15 protein-coding genes are annotated in these 16946 nt (G+C 38.7%); 11 read left to right on the top strand and 4 right to left on the bottom strand.

Annotated features, from left to right (window positions below; translation table 11 throughout):
• Positions 1-9: 9 nt before the first annotated feature.
• The 3 genes from CYTFE_RS0116920 to purE all read right to left on the bottom strand — a co-directional run bounded on the left by CYTFE_RS0116920 (position 10) and on the right by purE (position 3451).
• The gene (locus CYTFE_RS0116920; RefSeq protein ID WP_027472771.1) at positions 10-2022 is read right to left on the bottom strand and encodes a ComEA family DNA-binding protein; all 2013 of its coding nucleotides are present in this window, start codon (positions 2020-2022) and stop codon (positions 10-12) included.
• Positions 2019-2849 carry a hypothetical protein gene (locus CYTFE_RS0116915; protein ID WP_044262868.1) on the bottom strand — a complete coding sequence of 277 codons (831 nt, stop codon included), beginning with the start codon at positions 2847-2849 and terminating at the stop codon, positions 2019-2021. Before CYTFE_RS0116915 ends, CYTFE_RS0116920 begins: the two co-directional genes overlap by 4 nt.
• A 95-nt stretch (positions 2850-2944) precedes the next feature.
• On the bottom strand, positions 2945-3451 hold the full coding sequence (purE, locus tag CYTFE_RS0116910) for a 5-(carboxyamino)imidazole ribonucleotide mutase (protein ID WP_027472769.1): 507 nt from the start codon (positions 3449-3451) through the stop codon (positions 2945-2947).
• A gap of 122 nt (positions 3452-3573) precedes the next feature.
• Between purE and hpt the strand changes: the two genes are divergently transcribed.
• The 8 genes from hpt (at position 3574) to CYTFE_RS0116870 (ending at position 13930) form a co-directional block, all read left to right on the top strand.
• On the top strand, positions 3574-4110 hold the full coding sequence (gene hpt, locus CYTFE_RS0116905; protein ID WP_027472768.1) for a hypoxanthine phosphoribosyltransferase: 537 nt from the start codon (positions 3574-3576) through the stop codon (positions 4108-4110).
• A gap of 17 nt (positions 4111-4127) precedes the next feature.
• Positions 4128-4700 carry an adenylate kinase gene (locus CYTFE_RS0116900; RefSeq protein ID WP_027472767.1) on the top strand — a complete coding sequence of 191 codons (573 nt, stop codon included), beginning with the start codon at positions 4128-4130 and terminating at the stop codon, positions 4698-4700.
• Positions 4701-4774: 74 nt separating this feature from the next.
• A complete protein-coding gene (obgE, locus tag CYTFE_RS0116895) occupies positions 4775-5779 on the top strand; it encodes a GTPase ObgE (protein ID WP_027472766.1) in 1005 nt (334 codons plus the stop codon).
• Positions 5743-7569: a MutS-related protein gene (locus tag CYTFE_RS26965; RefSeq protein WP_052343254.1), complete on the top strand. Its 1827-nt coding sequence runs from the start codon at positions 5743-5745 to the stop codon at positions 7567-7569. The genes obgE and CYTFE_RS26965 overlap by 37 nt, the downstream gene beginning before the upstream one ends.
• 442 nt (positions 7570-8011) lie before the next feature.
• Positions 8012-9844, top strand: a complete 1833-nt coding sequence (locus CYTFE_RS0116885) for a DNA topoisomerase IV subunit B (RefSeq protein WP_027472765.1) — start codon at positions 8012-8014, stop codon at positions 9842-9844.
• A 21-nt stretch (positions 9845-9865) separates the two neighbouring features.
• Positions 9866-12496 carry a DNA gyrase/topoisomerase IV subunit A gene (locus CYTFE_RS0116880; protein WP_027472764.1) on the top strand — a complete coding sequence of 877 codons (2631 nt, stop codon included), beginning with the start codon at positions 9866-9868 and terminating at the stop codon, positions 12494-12496.
• A 30-nt stretch (positions 12497-12526) separates the two neighbouring features.
• The gene (locus CYTFE_RS0116875; RefSeq protein ID WP_027472763.1) at positions 12527-13042 is read left to right on the top strand and encodes a shikimate kinase; all 516 of its coding nucleotides are present in this window, start codon (positions 12527-12529) and stop codon (positions 13040-13042) included.
• Positions 13043-13087: 45 nt separating this feature from the next.
• Positions 13088-13930 (top strand): MBL fold metallo-hydrolase, encoded by an 843-nt coding sequence (locus CYTFE_RS0116870; RefSeq protein ID WP_027472762.1) that lies wholly within the window; start codon positions 13088-13090, stop codon positions 13928-13930.
• Positions 13931-14335: 405 nt separating this feature from the next.
• Here the strand turns inward: CYTFE_RS0116870 and CYTFE_RS0116865 are convergent, their stop codons facing one another.
• On the bottom strand, positions 14336-14497 hold the full coding sequence (locus tag CYTFE_RS0116865) for a hypothetical protein (RefSeq protein ID WP_154665687.1): 162 nt from the start codon (positions 14495-14497) through the stop codon (positions 14336-14338).
• Between the two features lie 274 nt (positions 14498-14771).
• Here CYTFE_RS0116865 and CYTFE_RS0116860 point away from each other — a divergent pair, with 274 nt between their 5' ends.
• From CYTFE_RS0116860 to CYTFE_RS0116850, 3 genes are all read left to right on the top strand, one after another.
• Entirely contained in the window at positions 14772-15122 is a 351-nt protein-coding gene (locus CYTFE_RS0116860; RefSeq protein WP_235208102.1) for a hypothetical protein, read from the top strand.
• A gap of 27 nt (positions 15123-15149) precedes the next feature.
• On the top strand, positions 15150-15992 hold the full coding sequence (locus CYTFE_RS26960; RefSeq protein WP_044262866.1) for a peptidylprolyl isomerase: 843 nt from the start codon (positions 15150-15152) through the stop codon (positions 15990-15992).
• A gap of 101 nt (positions 15993-16093) precedes the next feature.
• Positions 16094-16888: a peptidylprolyl isomerase gene (locus tag CYTFE_RS0116850; RefSeq protein ID WP_027472759.1), complete on the top strand. Its 795-nt coding sequence runs from the start codon at positions 16094-16096 to the stop codon at positions 16886-16888.
• The last annotated feature ends 58 nt before the right edge of the window (positions 16889-16946 follow it).

Genomic DNA, 16946 nt, shown 5'->3' with positions numbered 1-16946 from the left:
TCGCTTTGTTTAAAGCTTTATCTGGATTTGCATGCGGATGTTAGTGCGTGATTGACCAGGTATGGTTTGCAGACCAGAACCAATTTCATCTCGGTCGTAGTAACGGGTTCGCCCGGCTTTTATCCATAATTTAATCTTCTTGGCCAGCTGATAGCTTACCATGCCGTAAAACCTGGATCCTTCTCCTTGAAATGCCGGCGTGTAGAAGTTGTAAAGCAGGTCGTTTTCATAGGCATACAAACGGGTGTTGTAATTGTCTGTGTCGAATACGCTGTAACGTAGCCAGCAGGACATCTTGTTTTGTGTGTATTTGATACCACTATATGCTAGAATGCCTTCTGAGCTACCCTCATTTGTTTCCTTGTAAAAAGATTTTTCTATACGCATTTGTAAAGTCCAATTGGCATCTACTTCAAAGTCTGTGTGTAACCTTATTTTTCTCGTGTTGCTGGTTGTGGTTGTGTAGTCTGGTAAGTCTTGGCTTGTACTATTTTTTGATTTTTCTTTTTCGCGGTAACGTACGTATAGTTTAAAGTGTTGGCTAAATTCATAATCCGCTTGAAAGGAAACGTCATATCCGTTGAAAGGTCCATCTATATTATATTTTGGGCAATTGGTTTTGAATATGTCCACATAGGCCAATAGTTGTGTTTTGGACAAGGGCAGTGCTTTTATGCCCATGTAAAAACCCGATTCTCCGGCAGGAAGGGAGTTTTCGGATATAGCATTTGTCCATGGTGAATAATATTTATTGGAGAAATATCGATATGATAATGCCAGAGAAACATTATCGACCGGTCGGAGTAGTAAACCGTTTGTAAGGGCTATGTCTCCATTGTCATCCATGGCTAGTTCGCCAAAGGAGAGTGCTTTGTTAAAGGCGTAGTGATAGCTTACCCAATAGTGTGAAGTTTCTGTTTTTTCATGTGCCGTAAGTTGATATAGTTGCTTTACAGCAATAGAGTCCGCATCATAGCGTTGAGAGAAGCCACCCATGGATAAGGAGAACTTTTTGTATTGGTATTCTAAATTTGCGCCAAAGGTGGATTGGCCTAGTTTGTTTTTTTTGTTGATTTCGTTTGGTGTACGATGATAACCTGTTGTGGGCATGGATTCAACAATATGTAGGGAGGAGTCTTCGTTTATTTTTATATCTGCATCTCTGTTTTTGTGAGAACCAAACAACGAAAGTTCCATGTTCTTGTAGGCGAGGGTGGTGGCCACTCCTCTAAAAAAGGCATATTCATTGGATGAGGCGTATTTGTTGAAGCCGTTACTCCTTTTGCGTACACCGAGTGCTTCGCTTGTTTTTCCCATGCTTGTGCCGGTCCATAAAGCCAGACCTTGACCAAAGTTTGCATGGTAATCGCCAATAATCAGAGTCTTTATGAGTTGGTCGCTTTTACGCATGGCATAAGCCGAGATAAAATCCATCGGGAATAAGCTTTCTCCCGGATCCTTATCCAATACAGCCCCGGCTGACCAGTGATCGCCGTACTGAAGTTGCATTTTTGCATAGCTGTGATGTCTGTTGCCTTCATAGTGAGTTGCTGTGGTGTCTATTGTGTATCCTCTTGCTTTTTCCACATCGAATTGGTTTCGCAGGATGAGCTGTCCATTGATATATCTATAAGGTGTTTGTATGGTGTATTGCGGCTCCATTTTCACAAACATCATTAATCTTTCTATGTCGGTTCTGGTGAGGCCAGGAATGGCTTGCAATTGAAATTTTGAGTGTACAGGCCCCATCTTTTGCACATAGTCTTTGATGCGCTGAATTTGTAGATCTGAGAGAAATATGAGTTTCTCCAAATCAGATGTTTTCATGGTGTTGATGTTGATAGGTCTCTCGTAGAGCTCTATGAGCTCATCAAATAGCTGCGACTGATCGTTCAGGTTGATGTCCTTTTCGCTGATCGATTCCAATATTTCTTCAATCACCTGGCTTGGATCTCGTGGCGTTTGGGCATGTAAATTAATAATGAAGAGTAACAAAATGAATGTGAGGAGTTTTTGTTTCATGGTTTTTGTTTCAATAAATAAGTAATTCCAATGCAGGATGAAAGGCCAAGGATGTTATGGTTGGTCATTCCTATATCCAGTTGAAAATCAAAAATATGAAGTCCTAATCCCAATGTGTAGTTCCATGGTTTGCCAAAGACGCCGGTTCTTAACCATACTGTTTCAATTATTTCATATTGAAAACCTAATTTGAAAAGACTTTTGTAATCGTCTTGCTTTTCCAGTTCGCAAGAGATATCAAAGTTGGAGGATGGTCCCCAGTTAAATCCCAACACAAATAGCGAAGGTAGTGCTGTGGTATTGTCTTGAATCGTTATGGTAGATTGTTCCGGGTTGACGATTGCAACGCCTACCCGTATATGCTCGCTTGCTTCATAGATCAAACCCATATTGGAGAAGAACTGATGCCCTGATCCGCTTTGTGATAGTCGGTTGTTTTGTATGTTAAATTGAAAAGCAGCGTGTAGTTTTGGCGTGAGGGATTTGGAATAGGCTATGCCAATGCTATTTTCCTGATATGATGAATTGCCAAATTGTTGGAAATGTGTGGATAGTACACCCCATTTAAAAGGAAGTAGAATGAGGGCATTTTTGGCGCTAAGTTCATTTATGAAATACGGAAGGTAATAGGATGCCGATGCTCCTGTTTGTGAATGTTTGGATGTTCCTGCGGGGTTGGATAGGCTAGCCCAGCTATCAAAAGTAGATACCCCTGTACCTCCTTTTCCCATGGCTGAAGGGGAGTTTAAATATGCCGATTGCCCTCTTGTTACCTGAGCGAATAGCATGAGGGCAATCCAAATTAAAAACTGGTTTGGACTCATCATAAAAGGTAACTAAAGATTTTACCCCATAAGTTACCTTATTTATAATACGTTGACAAGTTTTCGGTAAAAAAAATTAAAAAGCCAATGTGAAATTACTAATTGGTTTTAAATTCATATTTTACTTCGCTTAATTCTTTATTGGCTTTTTCAATTTTCACCTTTAGTTTATCCTTAAAGTCTGCTACTCTGGCAGCCAATGCCTTATCTCCCAGTGAAATCATCTGGGCAGCTAAGATACCCGCATTTTGTGCGCCATTAATTCCTACTGTGGCCACAGGGATTCCGGGAGGCATCTGAACAATTGCCAATAAAGCATCCAGTCCATCCAGTGAAGCCTTGATGGGAACACCAATGATTGGCAGTTTGGTCATGGAAGCAATCACACCAGGGAGGTGAGCGGCCATACCAGCAGCAGCAATGATTACTTTTATTCCTCGTTCTTCTGCTCCTTTGGCAAATTTTTCTACCGCCTCTGGGGTTCTGTGTGCCGATAAAGCATTGATTTCGAATGGAATTTTTAAATCGTTCAGCACCTGGGCTGCCTTTTCCATAACGGGCAAGTCGGACGTGCTACCCATAATAATACTAACTACTGCTTGCATACGAATGATGTTTGTAATAAATGATTAAACTAGCGTAAAATTAATAAGTTATAAAATAAAATGGCTCACGCACGGTATTTTTTTGTATTTTTGCGCCATTAATTAAAAAATTCCCCCAATTAATGAAGCGTATAAAGTTATTAGACAGAGAGTTTGAGCTGTCTATACCTTATCAGGAGATCGACGAAGCAATTGAAAAAATTGCAGTTAAGATGAACAAGGAGCTGGCAGGCACTGATCCATTAATGATTTGTATCTTAAATGGGTCATTTATGTTTGCTGCCGATTTAATGAAAAAAGTGGATTTCCCATGTGAGATCAGCTTCGTTAAATTGTCTTCGTATGAAGGAACCGGAACAACTGGTACGGTCAAAGAACTGATCGGTTTAACCGAGAGTATTGAAGGTAGAACTGTTGTTATTCTTGAGGATATTATTGATACAGGTATAACCATTGAAAAAATTGTGAAACAGTTAGATGGATACAAGCCAAAGGATATTAAAGTAGCAAGTATGCTATTTAAACCTGATGCGTGTAAGGCAGATATTAATGTGGATTATGTTGGTCTGGATATTCCCAATGATTTTATAGTTGGTTATGGTTTAGATTATGATGGTTACGGAAGAAATTTGCCGGATATCTATACCGTGGTAGAATAAAATTAAATATAGTTAAAATGTTGAATGTAGTCATTTTTGGCCCTCCGGGGTCGGGTAAGGGTACCCAAAGCGAGAATATTATTAAAAAGTATAACTTAGCTCATATTTCAACCGGAGATTTGTTAAGGGCCGAAATTAGCGGACATACTCAATTGGGTACTATCGCAAAAAGTTTTATCGACAAGGGAGAGTTGGTTCCTGATGAGACGATCATTGGAATGATTGACAACAAAATTGAGTCCTTAGCTAATACGAATGGTGTTATTTTTGATGGTTTTCCTCGCACGGAAGCTCAAGCCGCTGCTCTAGATCAGTTGTTGGCCGAATATAAAACAGGAGTGTCTGTAATGGTTAATCTTGAAGTTCCTAAGGAGGAGCTGATTGAACGTTTGCTCAAAAGAGGAGAAACGTCAGGACGTTCTGATGATAATTTGGAAACCATCGAGAAAAGAATTTCCGTTTACGAAACACAAACAAAACCTGTTATTGATTTTTACAAAAAGAAAAAGGTGTATCAGTCAATACAAGGGGTGGGAAGTGTTGAAGAAATTTTTGAATCAATCTCCGCGGCTATTGATTCAGCTAAATAAAGAATTGTATTATATTTTATATAGAGCCACGGAGGTAATACCTGTCCGTGGCTTGTTCTTTTAAAAACGAGGTTATGGCAAGCAGCAATTTTGTTGATTATGTGAAGATTTTCTGTCGCTCAGGAAAAGGAGGGCCTGGCTCAATGCACATGCGCCGCGAAAAGTTTATTCCTAAGGGGGGACCCGATGGTGGGGATGGAGGAAGAGGTGGGCATGTTATTTTAAAAGGTAGCCGCAATCATTGGACCCTGCTTCATCTTAAGTTTCAACGCCACATCTTTGCGGGACATGGTATGTCTGGCAGTGGACAGGGGAGTTTTGGTGCTCAGGGAGAGGATAAGACTATTTTTGTGCCGCTGGGAACCATCGCTAAAGATGCGGAAACTGGAGAGGTAATCTGCGAGATAACTGAAGAGAATCAGGAGTTTATCATAGCCAAAGGAGGCCTTGGTGGTAGAGGAAATATGCATTTTAAAACGTCTACCAATCAAACGCCACGTTATGCCCAGCCAGGGCAGGATTCTGTGGAAATTGCCGTTGTTTTGGAATTGAAAGTATTGGCTGATGTGGGCTTGGTCGGTTTTCCTAATGCTGGTAAGTCAACTTTGCTTTCTGTGGTGTCTGCTGCAAAACCTGAGATTGCTGATTATCCATTTACAACACTCGTTCCCAATCTAGGGATTGTGAATTATCGTGATTATAAGTCCTTTGTAATGGCTGATATTCCTGGTATTATTGAAGGTGCCAGTGATGGAAAGGGATTGGGACTGAGGTTTCTGAGGCATATAGAACGGAATTCTATTCTGCTTTTTTTAGTGCCAGCTGATGCTGATGACATAAAAAAGGAATATGAGATTCTGTTGAATGAACTGAGAAATTATAATCCGGAACTGCTCGATAAGGAAAGACTTTTGGCCATATCAAAATGTGATTTGCTAGACGAGGAACTGATGGATGAAATTAAAAAAGATCTTCCTGAAATTCCATATACTTTTATATCTTCGGTGGCCAATATGGGTATTACCGAGTTAAAAGATATGATATGGAAGAAACTGGAGGAATCCAACAAGGATATATAGATTTAAAACAGCTGTATAGCGAACGAGCTCTTTATTTTACCAGGCAGGTAAAAATAGTGTCAACCAGACTAATTCGAGGAGGTTGGTTACGTCTCTTGTTTTTTGTTTTATTATTTGCGGCTCCTCTGTATGTTTTAAATTATTCGGCCATCGCAGCCGTTCTTCTCTTTGTTGGTTTTGCTGTTACTTTTGGGATACTTGTAAAAAGATCCATTGCTTATCGAAAATTGAAAGCAGAATTGGTACTGCTGAAAATGCTGAATGAAAATGAGGAAAAAGTGCTGGAAGGAGATTTTTCATCCTTTGATTCAGGAAGTGAATTTATTGACCCTCAACATGATTATTCCCACGACCTGGACTTGTTCGGAGAAGGTTCATTTTTTCAGTATATAAACCGAACTTCCACCCTTGTTGGTACTTGTACGCTTAAAAATAAATTGTGCGCCCCGCATACTGATCTCGAAAGAATTGTTGGAGAGCAGAAAGCGATCAAAGAATTGTCAGAGAAAATTGACTTCCGTCAGCATTTTTTTGCCAAGGGAAAAATGTTGAATGAAACAAAAAATGATATAGATAGAATTAATTCGTTTAAAACTTATAAGCCCTTTGTTAAGTCAAAGGGTAGGTTGTTTGGCTCCTTGCTTATTGCCATGCCCATATTGTTTTTATGCGCTGTGATTTTTTCTTTTTGGGAACTCCCATCTGCTGTGCCCGTAATTATATTTCTGATTAATTTGCTTCTTGTGGGCTTAAATTTAAAAGAAATTAATAGAATAAATGGACAGTTTTCATCACTTACCGGCATCCTCCAAAAGTATGCTTTGTTGATTAATCTCATCGCCAAGGAGAATTTTAGTACAATAAAGTTAAGTGATTTACAAACTCGTCTTCTTGCTGAAAATACAGAAGCAGCTCAAATTATTGCTACTTTAAGTAAATATATGAGTCAATTTGATCAGCGAAATAGTATGCTCATGGGGGTTGTTTTGAATGGTTGCCTCCTTTGGGATTATAGGTATGTGAATAAGATTGAATTGTGGCTTGAAAAGTATGGGGGGGATATTGACAAGTGGATAGAAGTAGTGCACGAAATTGATGCCTTAAATAGTATGGGAGGATATTCGTTTAATCATCCTGATTTTGTGATGCCTGTGCCGTGTACTGATATGGTATTGAAAGCGAGTCATCTAGGGCATCCCTTGCTGGATAGGAAGGATCGTGTTTGTAACGATTATGATTTGAAGGATTCTATATTTTCCTTGATCACGGGTGCTAATATGTCGGGGAAGAGTACTTTCTTACGCGCGGTAGGACTTAATTTGGTGGTGGCTAGATGTGGAATGCCTGTGTGTGCTCGCTCCATGTATTTTAAACCAATGTCATTGATAACCAACATGCGTACTTCTGATTCGTTGATGAAAAATGAGTCCTATTTTTTCGCGGAACTTAAACGGCTGCAATATGTCATCTCTCAACTGAAATATGGGAAAGATGTGTTTATTATTTTGGATGAAATATTAAAAGGTACCAACTCTAAAGATAAAACTTACGGTTCAATGGAGCTTATTAAGCATCTGCTTTCACTGAACGCCTATGGAATGATCGCTACGCATGATCTTGAGTTGGGAGTGCTTGAGGAGCAAACCAAAGGGAAAATCGTTAACCGTTGTTTTGAGGTGGAAAATACCGGTAATGAGTTGCATTTCGATTATTTGTTGCAGGCTGGGATAACTCAGAATCATAATGCAACATTTTTAATGAAGCGGATGGGTATCATTGTTACTGAATAGTTCGTTGTTTTTTGTGTGAGAATGAAAAAATGCCTAAAACACTATGTTTTAATGATTTTTTTAATTTTTTTTACGCTAATTTTACTCATTCTCCTTTGGGATGGATTACTATGATTTATTGATGAGGAGATTTATTACCGTTAAGTTAATTTTCGGTTCACAAAATTTGCAATAAACGGGTTCCTTCATCTGAACCCGTTTTTTGTCCATCATAATATTTTACAGGAACAGGTGTAATTTCTTACAATAAAAAGAGATTCAGGAAACTTACCAACCAGGTAAACACAATAAGCGTTTGCCACGGATCAGCATTGTACTTCTTATTGTTGAAAAAAGAATTGCCAAACAATATCCTGTTTTATTATATTTGGGAGATTTTTGATACACCTGAGTAGAATACTCATCGTTCGGAACAACGAATTCTTTAAAAAATAAATTAGCTATGTCGCAGCAATATTCAGAAGACGCTATTAGAACATTAGATTGGAAAGAGCATATTCGCAAACGTCCCGGAATGTACATTGGTAAGTTGGGTGACGGTTCTTATCCTGATGACGGAATCTATGTGCTCTTAAAAGAGGTTATGGATAACTCCATTGATGAGTATATGATGGGGTTTGGGAAAAAAATTGACGTTACTGTGCAGGAGGGGGAGGTTACTATTCGCGACTACGGGAGAGGTATCCCCCTGGGTAAGGTGATTGATGTGGCTTCTAAAATGAATACAGGGGCTAAGTATGATTCTAAAGTGTTTAAAAAATCTGTGGGACTTAATGGAGTCGGTATTAAAGCGGTGAATGCATTGTCCATAGAATTTAGCGTGACTGCCTTTCGGGAAGGAGAATGTAAAAAGGTTGACTTTTCACAAGGTAATATCACCCGGGAATATGATGTAGTGCCTACTGAAGAAGAGAATGGTACGTTTGTTACCTTTAAACCGGACCCTTTAATTTTTGAGAAGTTTACCTATAGGGATGAATATATTGAACACCTGCTCAAGAATTATACCTATTTGAATGCCGGGTTAGCTATCAATTTTAATGGCAAAGTGTTTAAATCAAAGCATGGCTTACTGGATTTGCTCCATGATAATATGACATCGCCGGGTATTTATCCTCTTATTCATCTTTCAACGGATGATTTAGAAGTGGCATTTACGCATAGTAATCAATATGGAGAGGAGTATTATACCTTTGTCAATGGGCAACATACTACCCAGGGGGGTACTCACCAGATAGCCTTTAGGGAGGCACTTGTAAAGACCATTCGAGAGTTTTATAATAAGAACTTTGATGTTTCTGATATTCGGACCGGTGTGATTGCCGCAGTGAGCATAAAAATTGAAGAGCCGGTTTTTGAATCTCAAACAAAAACCAAACTGGGCTCCAAAGATATGGGCGCTGAAGGTCCTAGTGTTAGAAATTATGTGGTGGATTTTGTGAAAAAAGAGCTGGATAATTTTTTACATAGAAACACCGAGATCGCTGAACAGTTGATGAAGAAGATACTGGAGTCTGAGAAAGAGCGAAAAGCAATATCAGGAATCCAGAAATTGGCTCGTGAGAGAGCGAAAAAAGTAAGTCTGCACAATAAGAAATTGCGCGATTGTCGTGTTCATTATAGTACGAACAAGGAGGATGCACCTAACTCCTCTATTTTTATTACCGAGGGAGACTCAGCCAGTGGTTCCATCACGAAGGCACGTAATGTAAATACTCAGGCTGTTTTTAGCTTAAAGGGAAAGCCCTTGAATTCCTATGGCTTAACACGAAAGGTAGTGTACGAGAATGAGGAGTTTAATTTATTGCAAGCTGCTCTTAATATTGAAGATGGACTGGAAACTTTACGTTATAACCATGTTATTATAGCTACCGATGCCGATGTGGATGGAATGCATATTCGCTTGCTGTTAATTACCTTCTTCTTGCAGTTTTTCCCCGAATTGGTGAAGAATGGTCACCTGTATATTTTGCAAACACCATTGTTTAGGGTGAGAAATAAAAAGAAGACTGTATATTGTTATTCCGATGAAGAAAAACAAGCTGCCATGAAAAAGCTCGGAGCTAACCCTGAAATAACCAGGTTTAAGGGACTGGGGGAAATTAGTCCAGATGAGTTTAAGCACTTTATCGGGAAGGATATACGACTGGAATCAGTAAGGATGAAAAAAGAAGACTCCGTAAAAGAATTGCTTACTTTTTATATGGGTAAAAACACACCAAACCGTCAGGAATTTATTATTGAAAACCTCGTAATAGAAGAAGATCCTGCTTAATTTTTATAATGCACCAGAAGAATGAGCGACGAAATTAATACACCAAACGAAGACGATTTAGAGCCAAATAACGAAGAGTTCAATTCCCAGGAAAAACAAAGTGGTGATAACCCGCTTGGACAAGCCCGGATTTCAAATCTGGGTGGTATGTACAAGAGTTGGTTTTTAGATTACGCATCCTATGTGATTTTGGAACGTGCAGTGCCACATCTTAATGATGGATTAAAACCGGTACAGCGAAGAATTCTTCATGCCATGCGAAGGATGGATGATGGAAGGTACAATAAGGTGGCGAATATTATCGGTTTTACCATGCAGTTTCACCCGCATGGTGATGCTTCTATCGGTGATGCCTTGGTACAGTTGGGGCAAAAGAATCTGCTGATAGATACTCAGGGAAACTGGGGTAACGTAGCTACCGGTGATGGTGCTGCGGCTCCGCGTTATATTGAAGCCCGTTTGACCAAGTTTGCACAGGAGGTTGTGTTCAACCCCAAAACAACGCATTGGAAGATGAGTTATGATGGGCGTAACAAGGAGCCTATCACTTTGCCTGTTAAATTTCCTTTGCTCTTAGCTCAGGGCGTGGAAGGTATTGCCGTTGGTTTGGCTTCTAAAATTTTACCTCATAATTTTAACGAGTTGATTGATGCTTCTATCTGTCACTTGGAAGGTAAGGATTTCGAGATTTTTCCGGACTTCCCAACAGGAGGGATGGCAGATGTATCACGTTATAATGATGGTCTGAGGGGCGGTGCTGTGAAGGTGCGCTCTAAAATAGTGAAAGAGGATAACCGAACGCTTAATATCACTGATATACCCTTTGGTAAAAATAGTACAACCCTTATTGAGTCTATTATAAAGGCCAATGACAAAGGGAAAATCAAGATCAAGAAAATTGATGATAATACCGCTGATAAGGTTGAGATTCTTATTCATCTGCCCAATGGTGTTTCGGCCGATAAAACCATTGATGCTCTTTACGCTTTTACCGATTGTGAGGTGTCTATTTCGCCCAACTCTTGTTTGATTGAGGACAATACACCTCGCTTTATGCCCGTTTCGGAGATATTAAAGCGGAATACCGATCATACAGTGCACCTCTTAACAAGGGAGCTGGAGATTCGTAAGGGTGAATTGGAAGAGGCATGGCATTTTGCATCGCTCGAGCGCATCTTTATTGAGAATAAAATTTATCAAAAAATTGAGGAGTGTGAAACGATGGAGGCCATCATTCAGACCATCGATCATGGACTGGATCCGTTTAAAGTAAAATTGCGCCGGGCAGTGACTCGTGATGATATTATTAAGCTTACCGAAATTAAGATTAAGCGTATCTCGAGGTTTGATGCTAAAAAGGCTGATGAGTATATTTCGTCTATTGAGGAGGAGATGGAACAGATCGATTATAACCTGGCGAATATTATTCCATTTTCGATTAATTATTTTAAACATATTAAAAAGACCTACGGGAAAAAGTATCCCCGTCAAACAGAAATCAGAAGTTTCGAGAATATCGAAGCTAGTAAGGTGGTTGTAAAAAACGAGAAACTGTATATCAATCGTAAGGAAGGATTTATGGGTACTTCGTTGCGACGTGATGAATTTGTCTGCGATTGTTCTGATATTGATGATATTATTCTCTTTTATAAAGATGGTCGTTACCTGATCACTAAAGTAACGGATAAGGCTTTCATCGGTAAGGGGGTATTGCACCTGGCAGTGTTTAAAAAGGCAGATACGCGTACCATTTATAATGTGGTTTATCGGGATGGTAAGGCTGGTTTTGTATATGTAAAACGTTTTGCTGTGACGGGTATTACCCGTGATAAAGAATACAATGTCACCAAGGGTACTAAAGGTTCTGATATCTTATATTTTAGTGCCAATCCCAATGGGGAAGCTGAAGTGCTTAAGGTTATTCTTAAACCTAAGGCCCGAATTCGTAATGTGATCTTTGATTATGATATGGCTACACTGGCCATTAAAGGTAGGGGAGCCATGGGTAATATTCTTACCAAGTACGAGGTGCAAAAGGTAGCCCTACGTAAAAAAGGTGTATCTACACTGGGAGGACGAAAAATTTGGTTTGATAGGGATGTGCTCAGGTTAAATTCTGATAGTAGAGGTGATTATCTGGGTGAGTTCCAGGCCGATGATCTCATCCTGGTGATTACCAAAGATGGTCATTTTTATCATACTAATTTTGATCTTACCAATCACTACGAGGATAATATCTTGCTCATCGAAAAGTATCAGTCTGATAAGGTATGGTCTGTTGCTTATTATGATGCTGACCAAAAATATTTTTACCTTAAGAGATTTCAGATTGAGGTTTCAAGTAAGGCGCAAAGCTTTATAGGGGACAATAAAAAATCTTATTTGGTGAGAGTGACAACCGTTGATTATCCTCGTTTGGAAGTGAGATTCGGTGGTGAGGATAAGGAGCGGGATAAAATGATTGTTGAGGTAGATGAGTTTATTGGTGTTAAAAGTTATAAGGCGAGAGGAAAGCGTTTAACCACTTATCAAGTATCTAAAATTAATGAGTTAGAGCCTCTAATTAAAAAGGAGGAGCCTGAAAAACCTGATGAACCTGATACGGATGATGAGGGTGAGGGTGAAGATACGGATCAAATGTCCTTGTTTTAGTCATGAGCTGGTGTAATTAAAAACGAAGAAATGACCCAAAGAGTTTATTTAATAGGATTTATGGGAAGCGGAAAATCCACCTTGGGCCGTTGGTTGGCAAGTGCCATGGATGGGTGGACTTTTTTGGATCTGGATCTTTTTATTGAAAATAAGTATCATAAAACAATACCTCAAATATTTGAGGAAAGAGGTGAAGATGAATTCAGAAAAATGGAGTCTTTTTGTCTTCAGGAAATTAGTAGTTTCGAAAAAGTGATTGTGGGAGCCGGGGGGGGGACACCCTGTTTCTTTGATCATATGGAACTGATGAATCGTTCGGGCTTGTCCATTTACCTGCAGCTTAGTCCGCAGGGCATATATGATAGGTTGCAGACTTCTAAATCGCAACGTCCTCTGTTACAGGGTCTGGATGGAGATGAGCTGCTTGATTTTATATCGGTGAAGCTGAAGGAAAGAGAACCCTTTTATAAAAAGGCAATGCTGATAGCTGATGCGGAGAAATGGAAGGTGGATGATTTTATAGATGCTATCCTTAAATACGCTTAAGGCGCATTTTAATAGCTATTCAAGAATTAAGATTTAATAAAGAATATGCAATTACATAAGATAGAGGCTGGTAACTTTATGGCTGATGGAGGTGCTGTTTTTGGGGTTGTCCCCAAGGTGCTCTGGGAAAAGAAGTATCCATGCAACAGCAGTAACTATTGTAACCTGGCTATGCGTTGCTTGCTTGTGGAAACTGACGATAGGCTTGTTTTAATAGATACAGGGATGGGTAATAAGCAAAGTGAGAAGTTTTTCTCGTATCATCATCTAAATGGGGATGATTCATTGGAAAAATCTTTCTTAGCTCTTGATGTACGGTTTGAAGACGTAACGGATGTAATTCTTACTCACCTGCATTTTGATCATTGTGGAGGAGCTGTTCAAAAGAATGGGCAGGGTGGCCTGAAGCTCGCTTTTCCTAATGCTACTCATTGGCTTAGTGAGGCACAATGGCATAACTTTAAACAGGCTAATGTGAGAGAGGGATCGGTGTATTTTGATGAAAATATACAGCCTATTGTGGATGCCGGTAAACTTAACTTGTTGAAGCAGGATGCTTGGTTGACCGAAGATATCCAGATGAGATTGTATCATGGACATACCAAAGGTCAAATTATTCCTTTTGTTAAATTTAATGGTCATACGCTTGTTTATATGGCTGATCTGATTCCTGTGATGGCCAGCATTCCTGAAGCTTGGGTTGCAGCTTATGATATTGAACCTCTTACTTCTATGAAAGAAAAACGTGATTTCTTAATGGAAGCCCTGGAAAATAAATATGTGCTGTTCTTTGAGCATGACTTATATAATGAATGTTGTTATCTGGAAAAGACAGAGAGGGGCATTACACATACAGATAGCTTTAAGTTGACAGATATTTTAAGCTGATTTTTTATGAATTGGGATAATAGATAATTGGGGAATAACTAGGCTACTGGCAGTTTAGCTTTACTATGGTTTTTCTAAAAAATATGTTAAGGTATTTAACATTTGCTAGGATTTGCTTCCAGTGTATTTAAATGCTTAAAAAATAGGGGTATAAATGTAGTCGCTGGTTCAAAACACTTCTTATTTTGCTAAAATATGTGTTAAAAGCTTGTTAAAAAATAAAAATAAACTTTATATTAGCGCTCGGAAAATATATTACCCTTTTCCCTTAAATCAGATAAAAAAAATCCGAAAAAAAAAGACCCGTTGCCCTCGGGTCTTTTTTTATTTAATTACTTTCTTAATGAACCAATAGTACATTAGCATTGTTAATGGCTAATGATGGATCAATATGTTTAATGTTATCTAATTTTTGCCAATTAGTATAGGTTCTGCAATTAATGGATGCCCGGGATTAATTAATATCACTCGCTCCAGTACTTCATGTAATTCCTCGTCACTGAATATTGGCATCCAAACACTGTTTGTATAGCCAAAATACTTATTGTCTTTTTTTGTTTTCTTCATCTCTACACAATTAATCTTACTCATTGGAAAAAATGAAGTCAATTTATATGCCAAAAATAAATTGATGACACTTGGATGTTAAAATAACGAGACTTTATTTTCTATGAATAATAAAATAATATGGATTCTACGGTAAATTAAATAAATAGATTCATAAAACTAAAAATAATGATGAGAATAATTGCATATGATAAATTAAATGATCATGGCAGTGCATTGGTCTAAAGTAAAATTCTATAAAAGAATTTTTGCATAATATTTAATAATGGTATTTTTGAACGAAACTGAAATAATGGAGAATAAAGATAATAGTTGGGAAGAGTTGTTGTTAAAAGTCAGCAAAAAGTTTAATGTTCTGGCAGATTTTGATTTTTTGCTATTTTTAATTGGTATACAGGAACGGGGAACTGGATATATTAAGTATTCCAAGGATGAAAAGATGGATTTAATTAACTTGGCGAGATGCGTGCTGTTTGAACGTAAAGGTTTTTATAAGCAGGACGGCTGTGATGAAGCCGGATGGCCTATTTTTTCTGTGGTGAATGTTATTGATGATATTCCACCCTCAGAACGTGAGCGTATTTTGAAACAAGCTATGGTTGAATACCTGGACGAAAAATTATAATATAATGAGGAAGATACTTTTTTTTTATTGGCTACTTTTTTAGTAAGTGTTTATGGTTGTTCTCCTAAGTCAGGAGAAGCTGTTGTGCTGATGAAGACTGATTTTGGTGATATTAAATTTAAACTTTATAATGAAACGCCTGCACATCGCGATAATTTTTTGAGACTTGCGAAGGAAGGATATTTCGATGGTACATTATTTCATCGTGTTATTAAAGATTTTATGATTCAGGGTGGTGATCCTGACTCTAAAGAGGCTGAAGCTGGGGCCCATCTGGGTGAGGGTGGTCCTGGTTATACCTTGCCTGCCGAATTTGCTTATCCGACTATCTATCATAAAAAGGGAGCTTTGGCAGCTGCTCGTCAAGGTGATCGTATGAATCCTGAAAAACGTTCATCGGGTTCCCAGTTCTATATTGTGCAAGGAGAGGTGTTTGGTGAGGATAAGTTAACGAAAATTGAAAATCAAACACGTGAGCGTAAGAAAAGAGATATATTTAATGGTCTCTTGACCAGCTATAATGATTCCTTGAATCGCCTTCAGCAAACGGGAGATGAAACTAAAATGCTGGCCTTACAGAATATGATCATGGCCGAAGTGAACCGGGTATATGCACAAGAACCTGAGTTTTCTATTCCTGAAGATGTGAAAGAAGTCTATAAAACAGTGGGCGGTACGCCACATTTGGATGGTAATTATACGGTTTTTGGTGAGGTGATAGAGCAGAAAAATTGGATGGAAAAAATTGGTGCCCTTTTCGGTAAGCATTATGGTTTTGAGGTGATTGATCTGATAGCTGAGCAAGAAACGGATGCAAGAGACCGACCTCTGAAGGATGTGCATGTTAAAGTAGAGGTTATTCGAGAATAGTTTTTTAGTGATGGTGAGCCTATATGGTCATTGAGTGAGTGAGGTATGGATGGGTGTTTTAACCCAATGGGTCTATTATGTGTGAAACAGAGGAGTAAGTAATGAGAACAGTTATTTTATTAGTAGTATTATTTTTTTACGGGCTTATAAGTGAGGCGCAAAGTAGGCATGTGATCATATCTACCAATATGGGCGATATCAAAATTATGTTGTACGATGATACCCCTAAGCATCGTGATAGCTTTTTGAAACTCGCCAAGGAAGGGCATTACGATGGTACTTTGTTTTATCGGGTGGTCAAAAATTTTGTGATACAAGGTGGGTCCTCCGACTCAAAAAATGCACCGGCTGGAAAACATATTGGATATGGAAGTGCAAAGCTTAATATTGATTCTGAGTTTAGAGAAAATCGCTTTCATAAAAAAGGAGCTCTTTGCGCACCGAGACAACCGGAAGATATCAATCATTTTAAAATGTCGGATGTGAGTCAGTTTTATATCGTCCATGGTAAGGTATATACCGACCAGGAGCTGCAACTGTTGCAGAAAGCTATCAATAACCCTATTAAACTTCAACTCAAAAAAAAATTCTATGTGCCACATAAGGAGGAGCTTCAAAAATTGAAGGTGGAGAACCCAAAAGAGTTTAACCGACGTTTGCGCGAAATAAAAGATAAAATCGCTGTTGAATATGCTTTGTCTCATAAATTAGAGTTTACTGAGCAACAGAAGGAAGTTTATACTACGCAGGGCGGCTTGCCTGAGCTGGATGGTGATTATACAGTCTTTGGAGAGGTGGTAAGTGGATTTGATGTGGTAGAAAAAATTGCAGCGCTCAAAACAGATAAGAATAGTAGGCCTTATACAGATGTTAAATTGGTGGTTAGAGTGTTGTAAGTTGTGGCAGAAAATGACTGGTTAACGTGTAATTGTATAAGTTTTTTTTAAGTATGAA

The sequence above is a fragment of the Saccharicrinis fermentans DSM 9555 = JCM 21142 genome, from assembly GCF_000517085.1.
In the GTDB taxonomy this organism is placed as follows: Bacteria; Bacteroidota; Bacteroidia; order Bacteroidales; family Marinilabiliaceae; genus Saccharicrinis; species Saccharicrinis fermentans.
Note: the sequence above shows the minus strand (reverse complement) of the source record. Positions and strands in the feature narration are given on the sequence as shown.

Coding starts and splice junctions, on each gene's coding strand:
- CYTFE_RS0116875 (WP_027472763.1), top strand. CDS start 12,527: ATGACCCAAAGAGTTTATTTAATAGGATTTATGGGAAGCGGAAAATCC.
- CYTFE_RS26965 (WP_052343254.1), top strand. CDS start 5,743: ATGGAAGAAACTGGAGGAATCCAACAAGGATATATAGATTTAAAACAG.
- obgE (WP_027472766.1), top strand. CDS start 4,775: ATGGCAAGCAGCAATTTTGTTGATTATGTGAAGATTTTCTGTCGCTCA.
- CYTFE_RS0116920 (WP_027472771.1), bottom strand. CDS start 2,022: ATGAAACAAAAACTCCTCACATTCATTTTGTTACTCTTCATTATTAAT.
- CYTFE_RS0116900 (WP_027472767.1), top strand. CDS start 4,128: ATGTTGAATGTAGTCATTTTTGGCCCTCCGGGGTCGGGTAAGGGTACC.
- CYTFE_RS0116870 (WP_027472762.1), top strand. CDS start 13,088: ATGCAATTACATAAGATAGAGGCTGGTAACTTTATGGCTGATGGAGGT.
- CYTFE_RS0116915 (WP_044262868.1), bottom strand. CDS start 2,849: ATGATGAGTCCAAACCAGTTTTTAATTTGGATTGCCCTCATGCTATTC.
- CYTFE_RS0116885 (WP_027472765.1), top strand. CDS start 8,012: ATGTCGCAGCAATATTCAGAAGACGCTATTAGAACATTAGATTGGAAA.
- CYTFE_RS0116850 (WP_027472759.1), top strand. CDS start 16,094: ATGAGAACAGTTATTTTATTAGTAGTATTATTTTTTTACGGGCTTATA.
- hpt (WP_027472768.1), top strand. CDS start 3,574: ATGAAGCGTATAAAGTTATTAGACAGAGAGTTTGAGCTGTCTATACCT.
- CYTFE_RS0116865 (WP_154665687.1), bottom strand. CDS start 14,497: ATGAAGAAAACAAAAAAAGACAATAAGTATTTTGGCTATACAAACAGT.
- CYTFE_RS0116880 (WP_027472764.1), top strand. CDS start 9,866: ATGAGCGACGAAATTAATACACCAAACGAAGACGATTTAGAGCCAAAT.
- purE (WP_027472769.1), bottom strand. CDS start 3,451: ATGCAAGCAGTAGTTAGTATTATTATGGGTAGCACGTCCGACTTGCCC.